At 47.9% G+C, this 19,843-nt stretch carries 21 protein-coding genes; 16 read left to right on the top strand and 5 right to left on the bottom strand.

Annotation, left to right across the window (positions count from 1 at the left end):
* The first annotated feature begins 45 nt into the window (after positions 1-45).
* The 13 genes from J2S00_RS10405 (at position 46) to J2S00_RS10465 (ending at position 11,184) form a co-directional block, all read left to right on the top strand.
* Complete coding sequence (locus tag J2S00_RS10405; protein ID WP_307339165.1) at positions 46-987, top strand: thiolase family protein; 942 nt, start codon at positions 46-48, stop codon at positions 985-987.
* A 143-nt stretch (positions 988-1,130) separates the two neighbouring features.
* Positions 1,131-2,306 (top strand): N-acetylglucosamine-6-phosphate deacetylase, encoded by a 1,176-nt coding sequence (gene nagA, locus J2S00_RS10410; RefSeq protein ID WP_370875862.1) that lies wholly within the window; start codon positions 1,131-1,133, stop codon positions 2,304-2,306.
* Positions 2,293-3,072, top strand: a complete 780-nt coding sequence (gene nagB / locus J2S00_RS10415) for a glucosamine-6-phosphate deaminase (RefSeq protein ID WP_307339169.1) — start codon at positions 2,293-2,295, stop codon at positions 3,070-3,072. The genes nagA and nagB overlap by 14 nt, the downstream gene beginning before the upstream one ends.
* Complete coding sequence (locus J2S00_RS10420; RefSeq protein ID WP_307339171.1) at positions 3,069-3,791, top strand: GntR family transcriptional regulator; 723 nt, start codon at positions 3,069-3,071, stop codon at positions 3,789-3,791. The genes nagB and J2S00_RS10420 overlap by 4 nt, the downstream gene beginning before the upstream one ends.
* A 62-nt stretch (positions 3,792-3,853) precedes the next feature.
* Positions 3,854-4,291, top strand: a complete 438-nt coding sequence (locus J2S00_RS10425; protein WP_307339173.1) for a PTS sugar transporter subunit IIA — start codon at positions 3,854-3,856, stop codon at positions 4,289-4,291.
* Between the two features lie 3 nt (positions 4,292-4,294).
* Positions 4,295-4,564, top strand: a complete 270-nt coding sequence (locus tag J2S00_RS10430) for a PTS sugar transporter subunit IIB (protein WP_307339174.1) — start codon at positions 4,295-4,297, stop codon at positions 4,562-4,564.
* A gap of 30 nt (positions 4,565-4,594) precedes the next feature.
* Positions 4,595-5,890, top strand: coding sequence for a PTS ascorbate transporter subunit IIC (gene ulaA, locus J2S00_RS10435; RefSeq protein ID WP_307339176.1), 1,296 nt, complete (start codon positions 4,595-4,597; stop codon positions 5,888-5,890).
* Positions 5,891-5,978: 88 nt separating this feature from the next.
* On the top strand, positions 5,979-6,971 hold the full coding sequence (locus J2S00_RS10440; protein ID WP_307339177.1) for a phosphotriesterase family protein: 993 nt from the start codon (positions 5,979-5,981) through the stop codon (positions 6,969-6,971).
* Positions 6,972-7,001: 30 nt separating this feature from the next.
* Positions 7,002-7,739 (top strand): creatininase family protein, encoded by a 738-nt coding sequence (locus J2S00_RS10445; protein WP_307339179.1) that lies wholly within the window; start codon positions 7,002-7,004, stop codon positions 7,737-7,739.
* A gap of 13 nt (positions 7,740-7,752) precedes the next feature.
* Positions 7,753-8,487: an SIS domain-containing protein gene (locus tag J2S00_RS10450; RefSeq protein ID WP_307339182.1), complete on the top strand. Its 735-nt coding sequence runs from the start codon at positions 7,753-7,755 to the stop codon at positions 8,485-8,487.
* Positions 8,488-8,617: 130 nt separating this feature from the next.
* Positions 8,618-9,751 carry a trans-sulfuration enzyme family protein gene (locus J2S00_RS10455; protein WP_307339184.1) on the top strand — a complete coding sequence of 378 codons (1,134 nt, stop codon included), beginning with the start codon at positions 8,618-8,620 and terminating at the stop codon, positions 9,749-9,751.
* Positions 9,752-9,912: 161 nt separating this feature from the next.
* A complete protein-coding gene (pdaA, locus tag J2S00_RS10460) occupies positions 9,913-10,704 on the top strand; it encodes a delta-lactam-biosynthetic de-N-acetylase (protein ID WP_370875867.1) in 792 nt (263 codons plus the stop codon).
* Positions 10,705-10,827: 123 nt separating this feature from the next.
* Positions 10,828-11,184 (top strand): YolD-like family protein, encoded by a 357-nt coding sequence (locus J2S00_RS10465; protein WP_307339188.1) that lies wholly within the window; start codon positions 10,828-10,830, stop codon positions 11,182-11,184.
* A 237-nt stretch (positions 11,185-11,421) separates the two neighbouring features.
* Here J2S00_RS10465 and J2S00_RS10470 read toward each other — a convergent pair whose 3' ends face one another.
* Both J2S00_RS10470 and J2S00_RS10475 read right to left on the bottom strand, forming a co-directional pair.
* A complete protein-coding gene (locus J2S00_RS10470) occupies positions 11,422-12,297 on the bottom strand; it encodes an ion transporter (protein ID WP_370875863.1) in 876 nt (291 codons plus the stop codon).
* Between the two features lie 212 nt (positions 12,298-12,509).
* Positions 12,510-12,920, bottom strand: coding sequence for a helix-turn-helix domain-containing protein (locus J2S00_RS10475; protein ID WP_307339191.1), 411 nt, complete (start codon positions 12,918-12,920; stop codon positions 12,510-12,512).
* A gap of 203 nt (positions 12,921-13,123) precedes the next feature.
* Between J2S00_RS10475 and J2S00_RS10480 the strand changes: the two genes are divergently transcribed.
* Positions 13,124-13,276 (top strand): aspartyl-phosphate phosphatase Spo0E family protein, encoded by a 153-nt coding sequence (locus tag J2S00_RS10480; RefSeq protein WP_307339193.1) that lies wholly within the window; start codon positions 13,124-13,126, stop codon positions 13,274-13,276.
* A 202-nt stretch (positions 13,277-13,478) separates the two neighbouring features.
* Here J2S00_RS10480 and J2S00_RS10485 read toward each other — a convergent pair whose 3' ends face one another.
* Entirely contained in the window at positions 13,479-14,258 is a 780-nt protein-coding gene (locus J2S00_RS10485; protein ID WP_307339195.1) for a lytic transglycosylase domain-containing protein, read from the bottom strand.
* Positions 14,259-14,407: 149 nt separating this feature from the next.
* Complete coding sequence (locus tag J2S00_RS10490) at positions 14,408-15,583, bottom strand: glycosyltransferase family 2 protein (RefSeq protein WP_307339197.1); 1,176 nt, start codon at positions 15,581-15,583, stop codon at positions 14,408-14,410.
* A gap of 102 nt (positions 15,584-15,685) precedes the next feature.
* On the opposite strand from J2S00_RS10490, the gene J2S00_RS10495 reads away from it, so the two are divergent.
* Together J2S00_RS10495 and J2S00_RS10500 are read left to right on the top strand one after the other, a co-directional pair.
* The gene (locus tag J2S00_RS10495) at positions 15,686-17,035 is read left to right on the top strand and encodes an HD domain-containing protein (RefSeq protein WP_307339199.1); all 1,350 of its coding nucleotides are present in this window, start codon (positions 15,686-15,688) and stop codon (positions 17,033-17,035) included.
* Between the two features lie 13 nt (positions 17,036-17,048).
* The gene (locus tag J2S00_RS10500; protein WP_307339201.1) at positions 17,049-17,555 is read left to right on the top strand and encodes a YwgA family protein; all 507 of its coding nucleotides are present in this window, start codon (positions 17,049-17,051) and stop codon (positions 17,553-17,555) included.
* A gap of 189 nt (positions 17,556-17,744) precedes the next feature.
* On the opposite strand, the gene J2S00_RS10505 is transcribed toward J2S00_RS10500, so the two are convergent.
* Positions 17,745-19,823 carry a transglycosylase domain-containing protein gene (locus J2S00_RS10505; protein ID WP_307339203.1) on the bottom strand — a complete coding sequence of 693 codons (2,079 nt, stop codon included), beginning with the start codon at positions 19,821-19,823 and terminating at the stop codon, positions 17,745-17,747.
* Positions 19,824-19,843 lie beyond the last annotated feature (20 nt).

Below are 19,843 nucleotides of genomic sequence, written 5' to 3' on the forward strand. Positions count from 1 at the left end.
GAGCAGCCCCTGGTCAGCAGGGGATGTGGCAGTAAGAAGGGTCCTATGAACAACAAAGCAGTGATTGTAGAGGCGAAGCGCACGCCCATTGGTAAGGTGGGAGGGATGTTAAAAGATGTTTCTCCTGAACAATTGGCTGCCCATGTGATGAAAGCCCTCATTTCCGAATGCGGCCTGTCTTTTGGTCAAGTAGATGAAGTGATCTTGGGCAATGCCACCGGTCCCGGCGGCAACCTGGCCCGTCTGGCATTGTTGACTGCCGGTTTTCCGGTAGAGGTGCCCGGAGTCACAGTTGACCGACAGTGCGGTTCCGGTTTGGAAGCGGTCAATCTGGCTGCCCGTCTCATACAGGCCGGAGCTGGAGAGTTTTATGTAGCTGGAGGGGTAGAAAGCACCAGTCAGGCCCCTTGGAAAATAGAAAAGCCGGCCTCTCTTTACAAAGGGGCACCACGTCTGTTTACCCGGACCCGCTTTTCTCCTGTGTTTAGGGAAAACGGAACGGTGACGGCTGGGAATGCCTGTCCGATTAATGATGGTGCGGCAGTGCTCCTGGTCATGTCCGAACGTAAAGCCCGTGAACTGGGACTTGTCCCGGTGCTGGAGTTTGTGGATGCGGTTTCAGCCGGCGTCGATCCCAATCTGTTAGGCATTGGTCCCGTTCCTGCTGTGAAAAAGCTGCTTGAACGGCAGGGTATGACCGTGGATGAGATCGATTTGGTTGAGTTTAATGAAGCATTTGCCTCACAAGTAATCGCCTCCTTGCGGGAATTGGGGATTCCCTGGGACAAGGTGAACGTGGGCGGCGGCGCTATTGCCCTGGGCCACCCGTATGGGGCCTCTGGCGCCATCTTGGTGACAAGGTTGGTGACAAGGTTGGTGACGGAGATGTCGCTGCATCAAGCCACCTGGGGCCTGGCTACGTTAGGCATTGGCGGTGGGCTGGGCTTGGCTACCTTGTTTAAACGTTACATACAGGACACCTGTTAACAAAGCAGGCAATCAGGCCACGGACAAGCCGTTTGGCTCCGTGGTTATTTTTTGAAAAGTGGTATAGACAACTAAACAACTAGATGTTATACTTGGATTGAAAGGGGTTACACAAAGAGATCAAACTGAAGGGTGAAATGTTCATGGCGGCAAATAGCATGGTGATTAGCGGAGGAACAATCGTGACCGGGGAGAAGGTGATTCATGACGGACACGTCATCGTGGAGGGAGACAAAATTGCAGCCGTAAGTGATACGCCCTATGGGGAAGCAGAGACCAGTGTAAAAGTGATACACCTCAATGACAGCGATTTCCTTTTCCCTGGTTTTATTGATGTGCATATTCATGGTGTTGCAGGTGCCGATGTGATGGATGGCACCCGGGAGGCTTTGCAAACCATTGCCCAAGCGTTGCCTGCCGAGGGAACAACCAGCTTTTTAGCGACGACCATCACCCAAAGTGACGACGCCATTTCCCAAGCAGTTCAAAATGTTCACCAGTATATGAACGATCCTGCACCGGGGGCAGAGGTACTGGGCATTCACCTGGAAGGTCCGTTCATCAGTGAACGCCATCCAGGGGCCCAGCCCAAAGGGCATATTGTCCCCCCTTGTGTGGAGACGTTTGCGAAGTGGGAAAAATTGTCTGGAGAAAAGATCCGGTTGGTGACGCTGGCTCCGGAAGAAGATGAGGGACTTGCGCTGGTCAAATATTTAAAAGGGAGGGGGGTCATCATTTCAGTTGGCCACTCCCATGCCACTTATGCGCAAGTGTCCCAAGCTGTGCAATATGGCCTGTCTCATGCTGCGCACCTGTTTAATGCCATGCGTCCCCTTCACCATCGTGAACCGGGAGTTGTTGGAGCCGTTTTTTTGCATCCTGACATCACGGCAGAGATTATCTTTGATCATGTGCATGTCAAGCAGGAAGTGGTGCAGCTGGCCTACAACATCAAAGGTCCGGAAAAGATGATCCTGATTACGGATGCCATACGGGCTAAGGGGTTGGGGGACGGTGCCTATGACCTGGGGGGCCAAACGGTGACCGTAAAAGAGAACAGAGCGCTCTTGGCAGATGGCACGCTGGCTGGCAGCATGCTTAAAATGAATGAGGCTGTCAGACATGCCAGCAGGTTGAACGGCTGTGACCTTGTGGATCTTGTCAAGCTGTCCTCTCTTAATGCAGCCCACAAATTAGGCATCGCCCACCGCAAGGGAAGTATAGCCCCAGGAAAAGATGCTGATTTGGTTGTGCTAGATCAAGATTTCAACGTACAGCAAACCATCTGTCGCGGACAGCTGATCTATGACAGGAAATGAGGTGAGTACGGTGGAGATTATCTATGCCCGTGATTATGAGCAACTAAGCAAGCAAGCAGCGCGATATGTCTACCAGTTCGTGGCCAGCCGCCCTAAGGTGACCCTCGGCTTGCCTACCGGGGAAACTCCCATCGGCTTTTATCGCGAGCTGGTTGCTTTGCACCGGGATAACCCACTTCAACTGGGCGGCATGGTCACCTTTAACCTTGATGAATACCTTGGCTTACCGCCCCAGTCACCCCAAAGTTATCATTCCTACATGAACCGGCATCTGTTTGAACCTTTGGGTTTGCCCCTTGAACAAACCCATATTCCCGATGGTTTGGCCAAGGACCCTGAAGCAGAATGCCAGCGGTATGAGGAAGAAATCAGGCGGCACGGTGGTCTGGACCTTGTGATTTTAGGTGTGGGGCGGAACGGGCATATTGGGTTTAACGAACCTGGCACCTCATTCGACCGGAGAACCCATGTTGTCACGCTGGCGGAAAGTACCCGGCAGGCAAATGCGCGCTTTTTCCCTTCTCTTGAAGATGTGCCCACTCAGGCTATTACCATGGGCATTGCCACCATTTTGGAAGCGGACGAAATCATTCTCTTGGCCAGCGGCTCTAAAAAAGCGGAGGCTGTTTATCACTTAATAGAAGGTCACAAGGTGACTGAACAGTGGCCGGTCACAGCATTAAAGCGTCATGACCGCGTTACCGTATTCTTAGACCGGGAAGCAGCGGCCTTGTTATCTACAGCAAAGGAGACGAGTGCACCATGATTGATAAAGACTCTCCCATTCCGATCTATTACCAGCTCGAAGAACTGATTCGCACCCAGATTGAGAATGAGGCCTTACAGCCGGGAGACCTGATTCCTTCTGAGCGGGAACTGGCCGAACAATATCACATTAGCCGCATGACTGTCCGTCAAGCGATCACCAATCTGGTTAACGAAGGTTTGCTGGTCAGAAAGAAGGGCAAAGGTACCTTTGTGGCTGAGAGGAAAATTGAGCAGCCTTTGTCAAAGTTAAGGGGATTTTCGGAAGATATGCGCAGCCTGGGTATGGTACCGGAAACAAAGCTCCTTGAATTTAAAGAAGTACCGGCTCCTATTAAAGTAAGCCGGGAGTTGCATATTAAAAGGGGGGATTTGGTCTATCAGATCAGCCGTCTGCGTTTGGCCGATGGGCGCCCCATGGCCTGCGAAGTAGCCTATTTGTCTAAACAGCGTATACACGGGTTGACGGAAGAGACTGTGAAAGGATCGCTATACCAGTACATTGAACAGGAGCTTAAGCTGAAAATTGAACGGGCAATTCAAAGTTTAGAGCCCAGTGTTGCTTTTAAACAGGAGAGCCAACTATTGGAGATTGCCGAGCAAGCACCGGTTTTACTCATGAGACGAACCACCTATTTAAGTGACGGGACGCCGTTTGAGTATGTCAAGTCTGTGTACCGGGGAGACCGGTATAAGTTTGTAATTGAGATGTATCGTTAATTTTGCGAAGGAAATTCCAAAAAAAGGAGTTCACTTTAAATGTCTAAGTGGAGGATTAGATCATGCACTTTTTAACACAGGAACTTATACAGCTTGATGCCAAGGTAAACAACGCCAAAGAAGCTATTGAACAGGCGGGCAAACTATTGTTAGATCAACAGTTGATCAATGAGTCCTATATACAAGCCATGATCGATTCTTATGAACAAAACGGGCCTTATTTTGTATTGGCTCCTCACATTGCTTTGCCACATGCCAGGCCTGAAGATGGAGCTAAACAGGCAGCCGTATCCATGCTGCAATTAAAAAAACCTGTACCATTTGGTCACCCTAATAATGATCCGGTCTCTCTCGTCTTTGCTTTAGCAGCAGGATCCAACAATGAACATATTTTGGTCTTAAAAAAATTGTCTACACTCCTGGGGAATGAAGAAATCAGATATAAATTTATGACAGCTAAAAACTATGAAGACTTACAAAGTGTGATAGAGGGGGATTGAAAGATGAAAATCTTAGCAGTATGTGGATTGGGTCAAGGCACAAGTTTAATTTTACGTATGAATATTGAAGAGGTGTTAAACGAGGCAGGAGTAGACGCAGAGGTGGAGCATGTGGATGTTTCGGCAGCTTCAGGGGTTGAGGCGGACTATATCTTAACAAGCAATGAGCTGGCTCAAAGCCTCCAAGGACATCAAGCCAAAATTTTGGTTGTTAACAACTACTTTGACATAGAAGAAATCAAGCGGGTGTTAAGCCAAAATCGAGTGATCTAAACTATCTTGATGAGGGGAGGAGAATTTGTGATGGATATTGTAAGATGGATTGCCACTAATGTATTTGGGGAACCGGCGATCTTGTTAGGTTTTATCGTATTTTTGGGTTTATTGTTGCAGAAGAAGTCAATCAGTCAGCTGATGAGCGGAACATTCAAAGCAATTATTGGTTTCCTGATTATTGGAGCAGGTGCTAGCATTATTGTAAACGCTTTATTGATTTTTGAACCTATGTGGAAAGAAGTGTTCAATCTTGAAGGTCCTTCCTTAGGAGAGTTTATGGGTCAAGAGGCATTTAGTGCCAAATATGGCGGAGCCGTTACATTGGCCATGGCCATCGGCTTTTTGATTAATGTTTTCTTGGCACGGTTTACTAAGCTAAAATATATCTATTTGACCGGTCATATGATGTTTTGGACCACTATTATTTTTGCCGGTATTGTTGTACACACCGTAGGAGATGTTCCTTTTATCAGACTTGTTATTTTCTTATCCGTTATTATGGGTATTTACTGGACAGTTCAGCCGGCCTTAACCCAACCCTTTATGCGTAAGATTATTGGCAATGACAACATCGCCCTTGGTCATACCTCTGCTTCTGTTGCTTTATTGGGGGCACTGCTAGGGAAACTGTTTGGCAACAAGGAGAACGATTCTGAAAAGTTAAAAGTCCCTAAAGGACTGGAATTTCTGCGAGATTCCAATGTGATCACAGCCTTAACCATGGGTATTTTATTCATGGTTGGTGCCTTTATTCTGGCCGGAAAAGGAACCCCAGGCGCCCAAGAGCTAATGGCTGAAGCGGGTGATCAAAGTTTCTTCGTCTATGCTTTTATTCAGGCGGTTAAGTTTGCAGCCGGCATTTCCGTTGTACTGATGGGAGTACGTATGTTTGTCGGTGAATTGGTTCCAGCTTTTAAAGGAATTGCGACTAAACTTGTTCCTGGAGCCAAACCCGCCCTCGATGTACCTGTCATTTATCCTTACGCTCCCAATGCCGTTATTCTCGGATTTTTGGGTGCTTTTATCGGAGCTTTGTTATGGCTTGTGGTCATAGGTAAAACTGTTGCCTACGTCTTTGTGCCGACGATGATCGTGTTGTTCTTCCATGGAGCTGCGGCCGGCGTATTTGGTAATGCCACGGGCGGGGTAAGAGGTGCATTACTCGGCGGCTTCATGACAGCAACAGTTGTCGCTTGGGGTCAGTTTGTGATGGTCAGAATGTTGATCGGAGACACCATCCCTGATACGGCTATGTGGGCAGCTGACTCCGATATGTTTATTCTGGGTCCTGTGATTCGCTTCTTGGCTCAATTATTTTTCTAAACTAAATGGAACAGAGCGAAGGGCAGTGGTGACTGCCCTTTCTCCACATAACAAAATACGTTTGAAGATGGTAAAGAGGGGGAATAAAATGAGCTTCATCCGGACACTTCAAGGGGATATTTGTCCTGAACAGTTAGGTTTTACCTATGCCCATGAACATATCGTTTGCCGTCCCCCTTACTGGTTGGAAAAGGGGGAAGATGACTTACTATTAGATGATCAACAAAAATCAGAGCGTGACGTGTTTGATTTTAAGCGGCATGGCGGAAAGGCCATTGTCGATGCCACAGCGGTCGACTATGGAAGAGATGTGCAGGCTGTCAAACAAATTGCCGACCAAACTGGCGTTTATATTATCGGCACAGCCGGCTTTAATAAAAGCTTTTTATGGCAGGCACGTCTCCCAGATAGGCTCAAGCTGATAATCGGAGATTATTCTACTTTTGAAGAATGGATTGATCAGAGCTCTATCAATGCATTAACAGAGTTTGTGGTGCGTGAAGTGGAAGAAGGGCTTGAGGGTACGCCTTATAAAGGGGGGCAGGTCAAATTTGGCACAGGCTATAACTCTATTACTCCACTGGAAGAGAAAACGATCCGCGCTGTAGCCCGTGCTCATCATGAAACAAAGGCCCCCATTCACTCCCATACAGAAATGGGAACCATGGCATTGGAGCAGATTGAGATTCTCAGATCTGAAAATGTGGAGCCTAGTTACGTTAGTTTCGGACATATGGATCGCAACCCTGATCCATATTATCATGAGCAGATTGCTAAAACAGGAGCATATTTATGTTTTGACGGTATTGGCAAGATCAAATACGCCCCAGAGAGCACAAGAATTGACCTTATTTTGCAACTGGTGCAAAAAGGGTATGAGGATCAAATCCTCATCAGCGGAGATACAGCTAGAAAAAGCTATTACAAGCATTATGGGCATGGACTTGGCTTAGCTTATATTATTTCCAAATGGGTTCCGCGGTTCATTGATGAGGCTGAACGCAGGGGATTTGATGGAGAAACCTTGGTCAAAAAGTTTTTTGTTGCGAATCCAGCCCGGTGCTTTGCTTTTAAAAAGTAAGGCTCATTTTTAGCACAGGAGATGATGCCTATGCAATTTGCTTACACTAACTCGGAAATAGTTCGTCAACTGATTAAGGAAAAGTCGATTGCCATTTTACCGATTGGTGCCATTGAAGCACACGGACCTCATCTCCCCTTAGGTACGGATAATATACTGGCCGAAGCCTTGGCTAACCGGCTTGCCCAGCAAGTTGATGCCTTTGTTTTACCCACTTTACCCTACGGACAAGTATGGAGCCTGCGCCATTTTGCGGGCAGTATTAATGTCAGTAATGATTCGTTGATTAATCTTTTGTGTGACATAGGCCAAAGTTTGTCTGAGCAGGGATTTAAAATATTTGTTATCGTTAATGGTCATCTAGGAAACCAGATGGCGTTAAAAGAGGTGACAAGAAAGCTGTATGATTTGTGTCCAGAGTTGAAAACATTCGCTTTCTTTTATCCCGGGACGGGAAAAATCATCGAAGAATTAAGGGAGTCGCAAGCGGTTCATCACACCTTCTTTCACGCGGATGAAATTGAAACTTCGTTAATGCTGTATGTGGCAGAGGATCGGGTTGACATGAACAAAGCAATTAAAAACATACCCAATGTACCGGAGGAAGTCGATTATACGCCTATGTCGTGGGAGCAGTTTACTGATGTTCCTGTCCTGGGTGATGCCACATTGGCCGCAAAAGAAAAGGGGAAGCGGATAATTGAGGTAGCCGTTGAAAAGATGGCCAATTTGATCCGCCAAGCAGAAAAGGAAAGAACACAATCATAGGGAGGTTTTGAAAATGATGCAGCAGTATATTAAGCGGATCAAAGCCCTTATTGCTGAGTTGGAACAGGGACAAAAGGTAAACATGCGCAAGGCAGCTGAAAAAGTCGCCGAGGGCTTGGCCAAGGGTGGGATCATTCAGCTCTTTGGGGCTGGTCATTCTCACCTCTTAGCCGAAGAAGTGTTTTACCGTGCGGGAGGCCTGGTGCCGGTCAAGCCCATTTTTGAAGAGAGATTGATGCTTCATCAAGGGGCGGTCCGTTCATCCCGGCTGGAAAAACAATGTGGCTACGCCGATACGTTTATACAAGATCAAGACATTCGTGAGCATGATGTCGTTTTTGTCATTTCCACCTCCGGACGCAATCCAGTCCCGATCGATGTGGCGCTTGCCGCCAAGGAGAAAAGGGCGTACGTGATCGGCATCACCTCGCTTACGTATTCTCGCAGCCAGCCGTCCCGTCACCCTAGTGGCCAGCGTTTGTATGAAGTTGTTGATCTCACCATTGACAATTTAAGTGTAAAAGGGGATGCCATCTTAACACATGAAAAACTGTCTGCACCTTTTGGCCCCAGTTCTACTGTGATGGGAGCCATCATTTTGAATAGTGTTTTTGCGGAGGCGATTCACCTTTTACTAGAACAAGGCATCGAGCCGCCCGTCTTTTTAAGCGGTAACCTGGACGGGGCGGAGGCACACAACCAAGCTTTGATAGAAAAGTATCGGGAGCGGATTCCTTTGTTGTCCTAACACACCTATATCCGCATGGCCGCTTCCGTCCGGCGCTAATCCTTGGCCGACATAAAGGTACCACCGTCTGTTTCTCTCTGCTATAATGGAGGAAAATTTCACCTAGCAGACCCTAAAGGAGAGAAACCCCATGACAATTAAGCCCAAAACAACGCCGATCTATCAAACGTCTGTGTTTACCTTTGAGGATTTGAACGAGCTGGAAGCCTATTTTGAACAACCGTCCACAGCCTATATGTACACACGTTTTGCCAATCCCAACTCTGATGAGCTGGCCGCTGCGGTCAAAGCGTTGGAACAAGGTGCTGACGCCGTCGTCACGTCTTCAGGCATGTCCGCTATTTTGACGGCTGTGCTGACATTCTGTGAAAGCGGAGACCACCTGCTTTGTGCCGAAGAGATTTATGGCGGATCCAGCGTTCTCCTGTCGCGGGAGTTGAAGCGGCTGGGGATTACTGTGACCTATGTGCCACTGGACGCCATGGATGATTTATCTCCTTATGTCACAACGAAATCCAAAATGCTATTAACCGAAACGATGACCAATCCTTTTCTCAATGTACAGGATATTAAAACGCTAGCTGCCGAATGCCATCGCCTGGGGCTGAAACTGGTGGTGGACAATACCTTCGCCACTCCTGTCTTGACCCGCCCCCTCACACTAGGAGCGGATATGGTCATTCACAGTGCGACCAAGTATCTATCAGGACACAGTGATGTGACGGCCGGGGTAGTGGTGGCCCAAACAGAGACGGATGGCAGACGGGCCCGGGAGATCGTGGTTCATTACGGACTTAATCTGAGTCCTTTTGAAAGCTGGCTGGCCGCCCGTGGCCTCAAAACCTTGCACTTGCGTGTGAAGCAGCACAGTGTCAACGCCTTGGCCATTGCCCGGTATTTGGACCGTCATCCGCGGGTCAAACGGGTATACTACCCTGGCCTGGAGTCCCATCCTCACCATCAGCTGGCCAAACGGCAGGGAAACGGTTTATTCGGGGGGATGCTCTCGTTTGTTATTGATGATGATCCGGATACCGTTAACCGCTTTATGCGTGCCCTCACCCTCATTCCCTTTGCTCCTTCTTTGGCGGGTGTTAATTCTTCACTTTCCCATCCGTTAAAGACTTCTCACCGCGCATTAACACCCGAGCAGCAGGACAAGCTGGGGATCACCATGGGTTTGATCCGTTTGTCTGTGGGAATTGAAGAGGTGGAGGAGCTGATCGCTGATGTGGAACAAGCGTTAGAAGCCATGAATGATTAAAGGGTGTCCAATCAGGACGGCTTTTTTCTTTTGGGAAAAATAGGATATTCCTTCCGGTATGCTTGGTGTGACTCTTTTACAAACTATATTTAGATTGAAGTAAAAAAGGCAGATACACATAAGGAAGGAGTTCTAGTATGAAGCACAGCAAAAGGTTTATCATGGTGCTGTTTTGTTTTATACTTATTTCTCACCTGGCCTGCGTTCAGTCTGCCGGTGCAGATAGTTGGTCCAACAAAGCCATTCACTGGGGATTTAAAAAAAGTACAGATCACCAACCTCCGTCAGCAGAAAAAGAGTGGGATCAGCTGTTAGAGCAGTATGGTGGCTTTTACTTGGGCGATACCTCCAAACGGGAGGTTTATCTGACCTTTGATAACGGTTATGAGAACGGGTATACGGCCCGCATTTTGGACGTGCTCAAAGAGAAACAGGTCCCAGCCGCTTTTTTCGTCACTGGCCACTATTTGAAAGATCAGCCTGACTTAGTCAAACGCATGGTGAAAGAAGGGCATATTGTGGGCAACCACAGCTGGTCCCATCCAGATATGACCCAGGTCAGCGATGACCGGCTGATCAAAGAGCTGGTCCGTGTGGAGCAAGAATTTGAACGGATCACGGGAGTTAAGGGGATGAACTACCTCCGCCCGCCCCGGGGGATCTTTAGTGAACGCACCCTCGCCCTTTCCCAAAAGCTGGGCTATCGCAACGTGTTCTGGTCCCTCGCCTTTGTCGATTGGCAAATTGACAGGCAGCGGGGCTGGCGCTATGCCTATGACAATATTATGCAGCAGATTCATCCCGGAGCTGTTGTGTTGCTGCACACTGTTTCAAGGGACAATGCGGAAGCACTGCCCCGGGTTATCGATGATTTGCGGGCACAGGGCTATGAATTTAAAAGTTTGGATGATCTGGTGATGGACAGTTTATGGGATGCATATAACGTAAAGTGAGCGGCTCTTGAACAGAGCCGTTTTTTGTTGCAGGAATATTTTACTAGGTCATGACTCATTGCATAAAGAACACATGTTTGCATATAATGGGAACAAAGTTTCTCTTTAAGGGAGGAAGCAGTGATGAAACCGAACAAAATTACGCCAGGGTCCAATCTGATGTGGGAATCAAGTCGCTGGATGCTTCCCGAACATAAGGAAGCTTTGCAGAAGTTAAAACAAGAACAAAGTCGCCAAAAAAGACCGGTTCTAGATGAGCAGCAAGTGGAAGAGATTAATGATAAGTTACGGCAATCATTGCAATTCCATCTGCCAGTGACGGTTTGTTTATTTGGAGAATTTAAAAACCGGGAAGTGAAAGGCGTGGTGAAGAGAATCAATCCCGCGCTCGGACAGGTGAAGCTCGTCAATGATCAGGAGGAGGAATGGCTCTCCTTTCAAGACATTTTTGATGTCAGCATTGAAGATGATTGGGAATGACGTACTGGTGAAAGCAGTGGAGGACACATCACCTTTTCATATGCGTTAAAAGGCCTGCATCGTTCGGAACCACAGGCCTAGTCTGTTTTTCTTATTTTTATAATTTTTAAAAATATAATACGCACATATAAAATTTTCCTTTATAATCAACAATACAGCTATCGTTTTGAATAAGGAGAAATAAAAAGACAGGTGATCCTGATCTTGGACTCCCTGTCTTTTTAGTGGATATGTTGTTCAACTGGAAGAATGGGATTGATGATTTTTTAAATCACGGAGCAATTGGCGCAGTTCTTTGATCTCGTTGCGCAGTTGCTTAATCTCTTCATCTGAAACCGAGTGGTCGGCAGAGACACGCTGATGAGGTTGTTGCTCCTCTTCTGCTTCCTCCGTTTCAGCCCGTTCCACATTACTGACAATGACCCCGACAAACAGGTTAAAAATAACGAACGTTCCTACTAGGATAAAAGTAACAAAGTAGATCCAGGACCAGAATACTTCAGCCATAATGGGACGCATCACCCCGCTGGCCCAAGACTCCAGGGTAACAACCTGGAACAACGTGATCAGCGAGAGGTGTAACGAACCGAAATACTCAGGGGCCACATCCCGGAACAAGAAGGTGCCTATGACGGCGAAAATATAAAAGATTAAGCCCATCAACAACATGATGTTGCCCAAAGCGGGGATGGTATACAAAAGGGCGCTGACCAACTTGCGCAGGGATGGAATAACCGTGACGGCCCGCAACAGGCGCAACACACGCAGGACACGCAACACAGTCACGAATTGAGCCCCAACAAACAGATGCCCGCTGGCAACGATCAGGAAATCAAAGACATTCCAACTGTCTTTAAAAAACTGATACCTCGGTCTTATAGCTACCAGTTTCAAGATAATCTCAACTGTAAAAACCCACAATATAATCCGGTCAATCAGATAAAACCAGTCCCGATAAGGCTTATAGATCCCGGGGTACGTCTCCATTCCGATCACGATGGCGTTAATGACAATCAGCACAACAATGGCAGAAGTAAAACGGGGATGATGAACGAACCAATCACACCAAGTTTCTAGGCGATATTTCATATTAGAGTGACGTTGCTGTGACATGGTCATTCCTCCAAAATGTCGGCTTACAGTTAAACTGTGCTATGGCTAGAATGCACCCATGTCATGTAGTATAGCACAAATGGCCATAAAAGAAGGATGAAAAAAAGACTGACAAACAGTCTCTCTGACAAGCCGTTTTTAAACACAGGAAAACCGCAAGCAAGGCCTAAGGGGACCGGAGCCCGGGATGGGCGACTTGGGGGCTCCTCAGCCTAAACACGCTGAAACTTGTCCACCACCACTTTTAATATGTCTTCCACCGCTTTGCGTTTGCTGCCATGTAAGCGCGTAAGCTTGAAAAGGAGTGTTTTCAACTCCTTGTGGGTGGCCAGATACCGGATAACCTCCAGTAATTCTTCATCTGCTTGCTGATCCGACAAATGATAACGTTCTTTCACTTCACGCAGCAATTGCTGCGTGTGATAGACTTTACCAATCAATGAATCAATACTAATCTCAAACAACTCACTCAGTTTAATTACAGCCTGCAAATCTGGTACGAGCAGTCCATTTTCCCATTTGGAGAGAACCGAGCGGGAGATGTTAATCCGATCGGCCAGTTCTTGCTGGGTCCAGCCCAGTTTTTCCCGATAGTAACGAATATTTTCAGCTAATGTATTCACGATTATCACCAGTCATTTCGTCTCTGTAGTTATAAATGATTTTCAGTACTCTTCCTTTGAGTTTAGCATCGTTAACGGTCAGAGCAGTCTGGAAATATGGTCCTGTTTTGAACATGTGGTATAATGTTCCTAATAAGAGCATATGCGAGACTGGCAACTGGTGATCTGCTTTTAAACGAATTAGGAATGAAGGGAATAGTTATATGAAGTTGTTGGAACAAATTGAAAAATTACGCAAAAAATTGAACCAAGCAGCAGCTCATAAATCTTTAACAGATGAAGAGGTGTTAAAAATCAGCCAGGAACTGGACCGGCTTATCCTGCAGTACATAAAATCTCAGGAGCAGTCAGAGTAAACGGTTGGCGGATGGTTGGGGCATTGGCTGAGATAGATCACATTGAGCTGGATCAGGTGAACATAATAGGGAATCGCCTGCATGTTAGCAGAGATTTTTCCAAAAAACCTGTGCTCGCCAGTAAAAGATCAATTGTGTAAACATCATTAAAAAAATGGCCAGCCTTCTGTCATAAAAAGGCTGGTCACTTTTTTAACTATGCTTAGACGGTCTGCTTTAACTGTTGGTAAGTGTGAAGCACATTGTGGACATAGTTTTGAGTCTCCCTGAAAGGAGGGATGCCTCCATACTTGTCCACATTGCCTGGGCCAGCATTGTACGCCGCCAGAGCCAGGCGGATGTCACCGTTATAACGGTCCAGCATCCGGCGCAGATAACGGGCACCACCATCAATGTTTTGGGCAGGGTCATAGGGGTTTTGCACGCCCATCTCCCGGGCAGTTCCAGGCATGAGCTGCATCAAGCCCATGGCCCCGGCCCGGCTTTTGGCCCGGGGGTTAAAGTTGGACTCACGATGGATCACTGCAGCAATCAGCAACGGGTCCACCTTAAAACGTTCAGCTGCTTGCTCAATGTATGTGGTAAACGTTTCAGCCCCTTTTCTCAACCATTGCAGAGGCTGATTTAAACCAACAGGCTTGTCCGGCACCTGCTGGGCATACATGTCCGCTGCCCGGGCAGCAGGCTTAGAATTAGAATGAAATGAGTGCGTGGAAGCGGTAAGCCACTCACCAGCGCTTCCCATATGGCCAGCGTTTAACACAGGGAACCCTGGCGCCGACCCATAAAAAGCTGGTTCAACGCCGGCATCCATAAGTATAGAAGATGGCTGCTCTTGAAGATATTGTTCAAACACACGGGCAAAATGAGTATGCAAATTGATGGTATGAACATCGCCTATCTCTTTAGGGCTTTCCCTTTGTGGATGGATTTGCCGTAACAGTTGTAGCTCCAAGAGAGGCTGCCAAAAGGGGCTGTTCACGTTGGCTGCTCCTTCCGCTATGAAATCGAGAAGACAGACTTTTCTTCATTATAGCACCACTTTCTTCTTCACACAATGAAACAGAGGTAGACTCAGTAAGAATATAACGCTGAGCAGATTCTCCTCACTAAAAACGGGATGGGAGTCGTTTAAGACTTCTCTTTTATCTCCTTAAGCTCCTTCAAGGAATAGAAGGTACCCCGCCAGTAAATGCCGCCTTGTTTCAGTGTGATCAGCACTGAGCGCACAATGATGCCCAGAAAAAGGAGAGCAGAGGCAGGAAATAAAAATAGATCAACCCCAATGTGCCCGCTCAGTTTAAAAGTGTGGGCAGCATATAAGCCAAGGATCATTACTACCGTGAGCAAGTACAGCCACATAAGCCAGCCGCTGAACAGCCATACGGCAACAAAAGGAAAGATGAAACACACAAACTGGGCGACACAAGCGGCTCCGGCCAACCACAAACTGTAGCCGAGTCCGGCAAAACTGTTTTTCTCCAGTCCCCGAACAGCGGAAGGCAGATCCGGATACCATTCCACGCTCAGATGATCGAGTGCGGTTAAGAACCTCTGCTTCAAACCTGCTTGCTTCACTTTGAGGCCCAGCTGAAGATCATCATCAGGACGCGTGGCCAGGCTGCGATGAGTGCCGATTTTCTCATAGGCGCTCTTCCGCATCATGTTAAAAGCACCGATCCCCATTCCTTTTTTGAGTTGCTTGTCATTGTTTGCTTTCCAGGGCTGAAAAAACAGCATGAACGAAAAGAAAAAATAGCGGACAAACATCCGGAGCAGCAAAGGTTTGGCCATGATTTTTGGAGACAGGGTTAAATGATCAACCTTGTGAGTGTCCATATAGTTCACGGCGTCGCTAAGCACAGATGGTTCAAAGCAGACATCGGCATCCGTAAACAGCAGATAGTCCCCCTTAACAGACAGATACCCTTGGTAAAGGGCATGATTTTTTCCCAACCATCCTTCAGGCAATGTTGTGACGTGCCTCACGATTAACGGGATACGGCTATGCTGATTTGCCCAGCCCTTTAATTTTTCCAACTTGGCCCCTGTCTCATCCCGGGAACGGTCGTTAATCACAATGACTTCGGTACAGGGATAATCTTGACGCAAGAGACGTTGTACGGTCTCTACAATGGTGTGCCCCTCATCTTTGGCGGCAATAATGACAGAGACAGTGGCTCCCGACCGAACAGGCGTCTTTGTGCGGGGCAGGGACTTAAGCGCGGGCAAGCCACGTATACTTTCGTAAGCGATATACAGCCAGTACCCCAGGGTGAGGATGGCGAGCAAGACGATGAACAGCATGTGCCCAAAATCTCCTTTCATTAAATTCATTTTAATCTAGTCTGGGTTCGTTTAAAATAAAAATAAAAAGATCAAGTTATGTTTGTGCAGGAAAGGGGCAACATGGTGAGCCACATTCTGACCCAAAAGCTGGATGAAGAAAAAGTGTTTAAAGATCCTGTCCATCGCTATGTCCATGTGTATGACAAACTGATCTGGGACCTGATCAACACCTCCGAGTTTCAGCGCTTGCGGCGCATCCGCCAATTGGGAACCAGCTATGTGACATTTCATGGCGCAGAACACAGCCGTTTTAATCATTCTCTGGGTGTGTACGAAGTAATGCGCCGTATTTTGGAAAAGTTTATGACCCGCCCTGCCTGGCAAGAGGCAATGCCGGGGTGGAGTGAAGAGGACCGCATGTTGTGTTTGTGTGCCGCTCTTTTGCATGATGTAGGCCATGGCCCTTTCTCCCATAGTTTCGAAAAAGTGTTTAACACCGATCATGAAGAATGGACAGGCAAGATTTTACTAGGGGAGACTGAAATCAATCAGGTCTTAAAACAGGTGTCGGACGACTTTCCCCACAAAGTGAATGAAGTGATTGCCAAAACGTATGAGAACAAATTGGTGGTCAGCCTCATCTCCAGTCAGATCGATGCCGACCGCATGGACTACCTGTTGAGGGATGCTTATTATACGGGGGTCAATTACGGCAACTTTGATTTGGAGCGTATTTTGCGGGTGATGCGCCCCCACGAGGAGTATGCGGTGATCAAATACAGCGGCATGCATGCCGTTGAAGATTACATCATGTCCAGGTACCAGATGTACTGGCAGGTTTATTTTCACCCGGTGACACGCAGCGCGGAAGTGATTTTGCGCAAAATTTTCAAACGAGTCAAAGATCTGTATGACGAGGGTTATGACTTTAACTGCCAACCTCATCTGCTGAAGGGGTTTTTAGAAGAAAAAATGGACCTAAAGGACTATTTAAGGCTGGATGAAAGCACAATCCTGTACTACTTTCAGATGTGGGTGGAAGAAGGGGATAGCATTCTGGCCGACTTGTGTGATAGATTTATAAATAGACGACTATTCAAGTACGTGGAATTTAATCCGTCCATCCATATGCGTCTGTATTCCGAGCTGGAGCAGCTCTTTAGACAGGCAGGCGTCAATCCCGATTATTATTTGGAATTTGAGTCTTCTTCCGACCTGCCCTATGATTACTACCGCCCCGGCGAAGAAGGGGAGCGCTTGCCTATCCATCTATTAATGCCTGGCGGGGAATTAAGGGAGCTGTCGCGGGCGTCTCATATTGTGCAGGCGGTTTCGGGCAAAGCGCAGACGGATCACAAGATTTATTTTGCCCAAGACCTGCTGGAAGAACGGGAGCAAGCGGGTTGCCGGGATGTGGTGGCCAAGATCAGACAAGCCCTGAGGGATGCGGAAAAGAGCGGAGCAAGATAAAGGGGGACGTACAGTGTTAAAGGAACATGCCAAGCTAATGTGTTTGCTGCAGCAGGCCGGGGAGATCAGCGGCCGCAAAAAGCTGCAGAAAATCGTGTATATCTCCAAAAAGTTTAAGTTTGACTTTGGTGAACGGTTTAACTTCCACTTTTACGGTCCGTATTCCGAGGAGTTAAGTCTTAAAATGGAGGAGTTACATAACCTGGGGTTTATCAGTGAGGATAAGGAGCACAAAAGCGGTTATACCCAGTATACGTACCGGTTGAGCGAAAAGGGAGAGGAATTTTTGCGCCTGTATCCAACGGAGATCAAGGGGCTAGAGCCTTTTGTGCGCCGGCTGAATCAGGAGAGCTCGCGCTTCTTGGAACTGGTTTCCACTCTCCTCTACTTTGATCATCTGCCCCAAGAGGAATTGATCAGCAAGGTGCAGAAAGTGAAAAGCAAACAAAAGTACACCGATGAAGAGGTGCACAAGGCGCTCAAGTTTATTGATGAACTGCGTGCTCTCTGCCATGTATGACGACCGGTTAACTGTGAACGTTTTGTGACATTATATCAACAGGGGATACGACTGGCTTCAAAAAGAGTAAAATGAAATTGAAGTCGCTAACATAAATAGACTGGGACAGCCAAAAGGCAGGAGGGATCACTCCTGCCTTTTGGCGTATGAACGGGATGGTCTGGCTAGGATGTTGGTCTGTCTGGAGGATTAAGACTGGGGAGGTTCATTGGCTTGCGGTTCCCGCCACCATTGTTTTAACCGTTGCCAGAAAGAAGCCGATTCATCCACTTCCAGCGGTTCGGGGATGGTATCAGGATCCGGCAAGTGCTCCGTACAAACGTCCACTGGTTCCGTGCCCTTTTTAAAATACAACAACCGTTTTACAGGACAGTGCTCGGTGGCCAGAAGTCCGTTCTCCGGATTAATATATGTACCGACAACACCGTTCGGGACAGGAAATAGTGCAGGGGGCTGATCAGCCAGCGCCTTCTCCAGGAAATGGGCCCACAGGGTGGCTGCCAGCCGCCCGTCATTGTTATGGTTGATCAGGCGGTTTTGGTCATAGCCCACCCACACGCCGGCCACCAGCTGGGGGGTAAAGCCGATCATCCAGGCATCCGTGTCGGTGGAACCGGTTTTACCTGCTGTGGGCCGGTTTAAAATGGAAGCCACCCGGTGACCGGTCCCCCCCTCTTCAAACACATGCTCCAACATGCGGTTGAGGATGAAGGTGTTATTGGGGTCCAGGATGGACATCAGCCGGGGCTCTTCATGGACAAGGATGTTGCCGTGACGGTCTTCAATTTTAGTAATGGCCAGCGGTTCCGCCTGCACACCTTGATTGGCAAAAGCTGCATAGCCCTTCACCATTTCCAGCAAGGTGACGTTTTGAGCTCCCAGGGCCAGGGCAGGCAGGGGGTTAAAAGGGCGGTCAAACCCAAAGCGGTGAAGGGTGTCCACGAAGGTCTCTTCACCAAGATGCATGATCGTCTTGACTGCATAGATATTGTCTGAACGGGCAATGGCCTGTTCCAGGGTGATATAGTCATTGGCATAGTGGTCATTGAAGTTGCGGGGGGTATAAGTGGCCCGCCCGTTATCGTAGGTAAAGGTGGTCGGCTCGCTTTTCATCAGCGTTACCGGGGTAAAGCCGTGTTCCAGAGCAGCATAGTATAAAAAAGGTTTAATGGAAGACCCCGGATGACGTTCAGCCAGCACCCGGTTAAACTGGGACTCCCCATAGTCCCGTCCCCCCACCATGGCCTTGATATACCCCGTGCGAGGGTCAAGGGCTAAAAGTGCGCCTTGTAAAGGCCGGTCAGCGGGCATATGTTTCTCAAACAAGTTTTCGGCCAGACGTTGCATATCGGCATCAAGGGTGGTGTAAATGTGCAAACCCCCGTGATCAAAAACGTCTTCTGTAATGCCATAGCGCTCCAGCGCCTGCTGGCGGACAAAATCCCGGAAATAAGGGGCCAGATTGGCATCTTGGCGGTGTTCTTCGGCGGAAATAAGTGATAGTGGCTCGGCTGCCGCTTCCTCCCGTTCGGCCGTCCTGATATAGCCCTGTTCTTCCATCAGGCGTAAGATCAGCTCCTGCCGTGATTTGGCATTATCGTAATTCAGCCAAGGGGAATAATAACGCGGCCCTTTGGGGATGCCGGCCAAGAGGGCGCTTTCTGCCAGAGTCAGCTCTCTGGCTGACTTGCCGAAATACAGATTGGCGGCCGCTTCAACGCCATAGGCGGAATGCCCGAAATAGATTTGATTTAAATAGTGCTCCAGAATTTGTGTTTTGGACAGGTGCAGTTCAAGTTGAATGGTATATAGTGCTTCTTTCAGTTTTCGCTCCCATGTTTTGCTGTGGTCCAGGTATAAATTGCGGGCCAACTGCTGGGTGATGGTACTGGCCCCTTCTGTATAGGCACGGCTCTGGATATTGGCCACGATGGCACCGCCAATACGTTTGGGATCAAAGCCAAAGTGTTGGTAAAAGCGCTGATCTTCCACAGCAATAAACGCTTGCAACAAGTGAGGGGGCAGTTCTTCGATCGGGACAAATGTCCGGTTTTGGCCTTGATAGATTTGGTCAATGATTTCCCCGTCAGCAGAGTAAATCGTCGTTGTCTCCTGAATTTGAAACGGGGGCAAGGGCTGTGAGCGTAAATATAATAAACTTAAGAGCAGAATAGAGGACAGCAAGATGGTCATGATAAATGTAAACAAAAGAACTTTGGTCAGCCATTTCAAAAAGCGGACCAGCCACGATTCATGGATGACTTCCATTGGCAATCCCCCCATATGTT

This window comes from Caldalkalibacillus uzonensis, assembly GCF_030814135.1.
GTDB classification, from domain to species: domain Bacteria; phylum Bacillota; class Bacilli; order Caldalkalibacillales; family Caldalkalibacillaceae; genus Caldalkalibacillus; species Caldalkalibacillus uzonensis.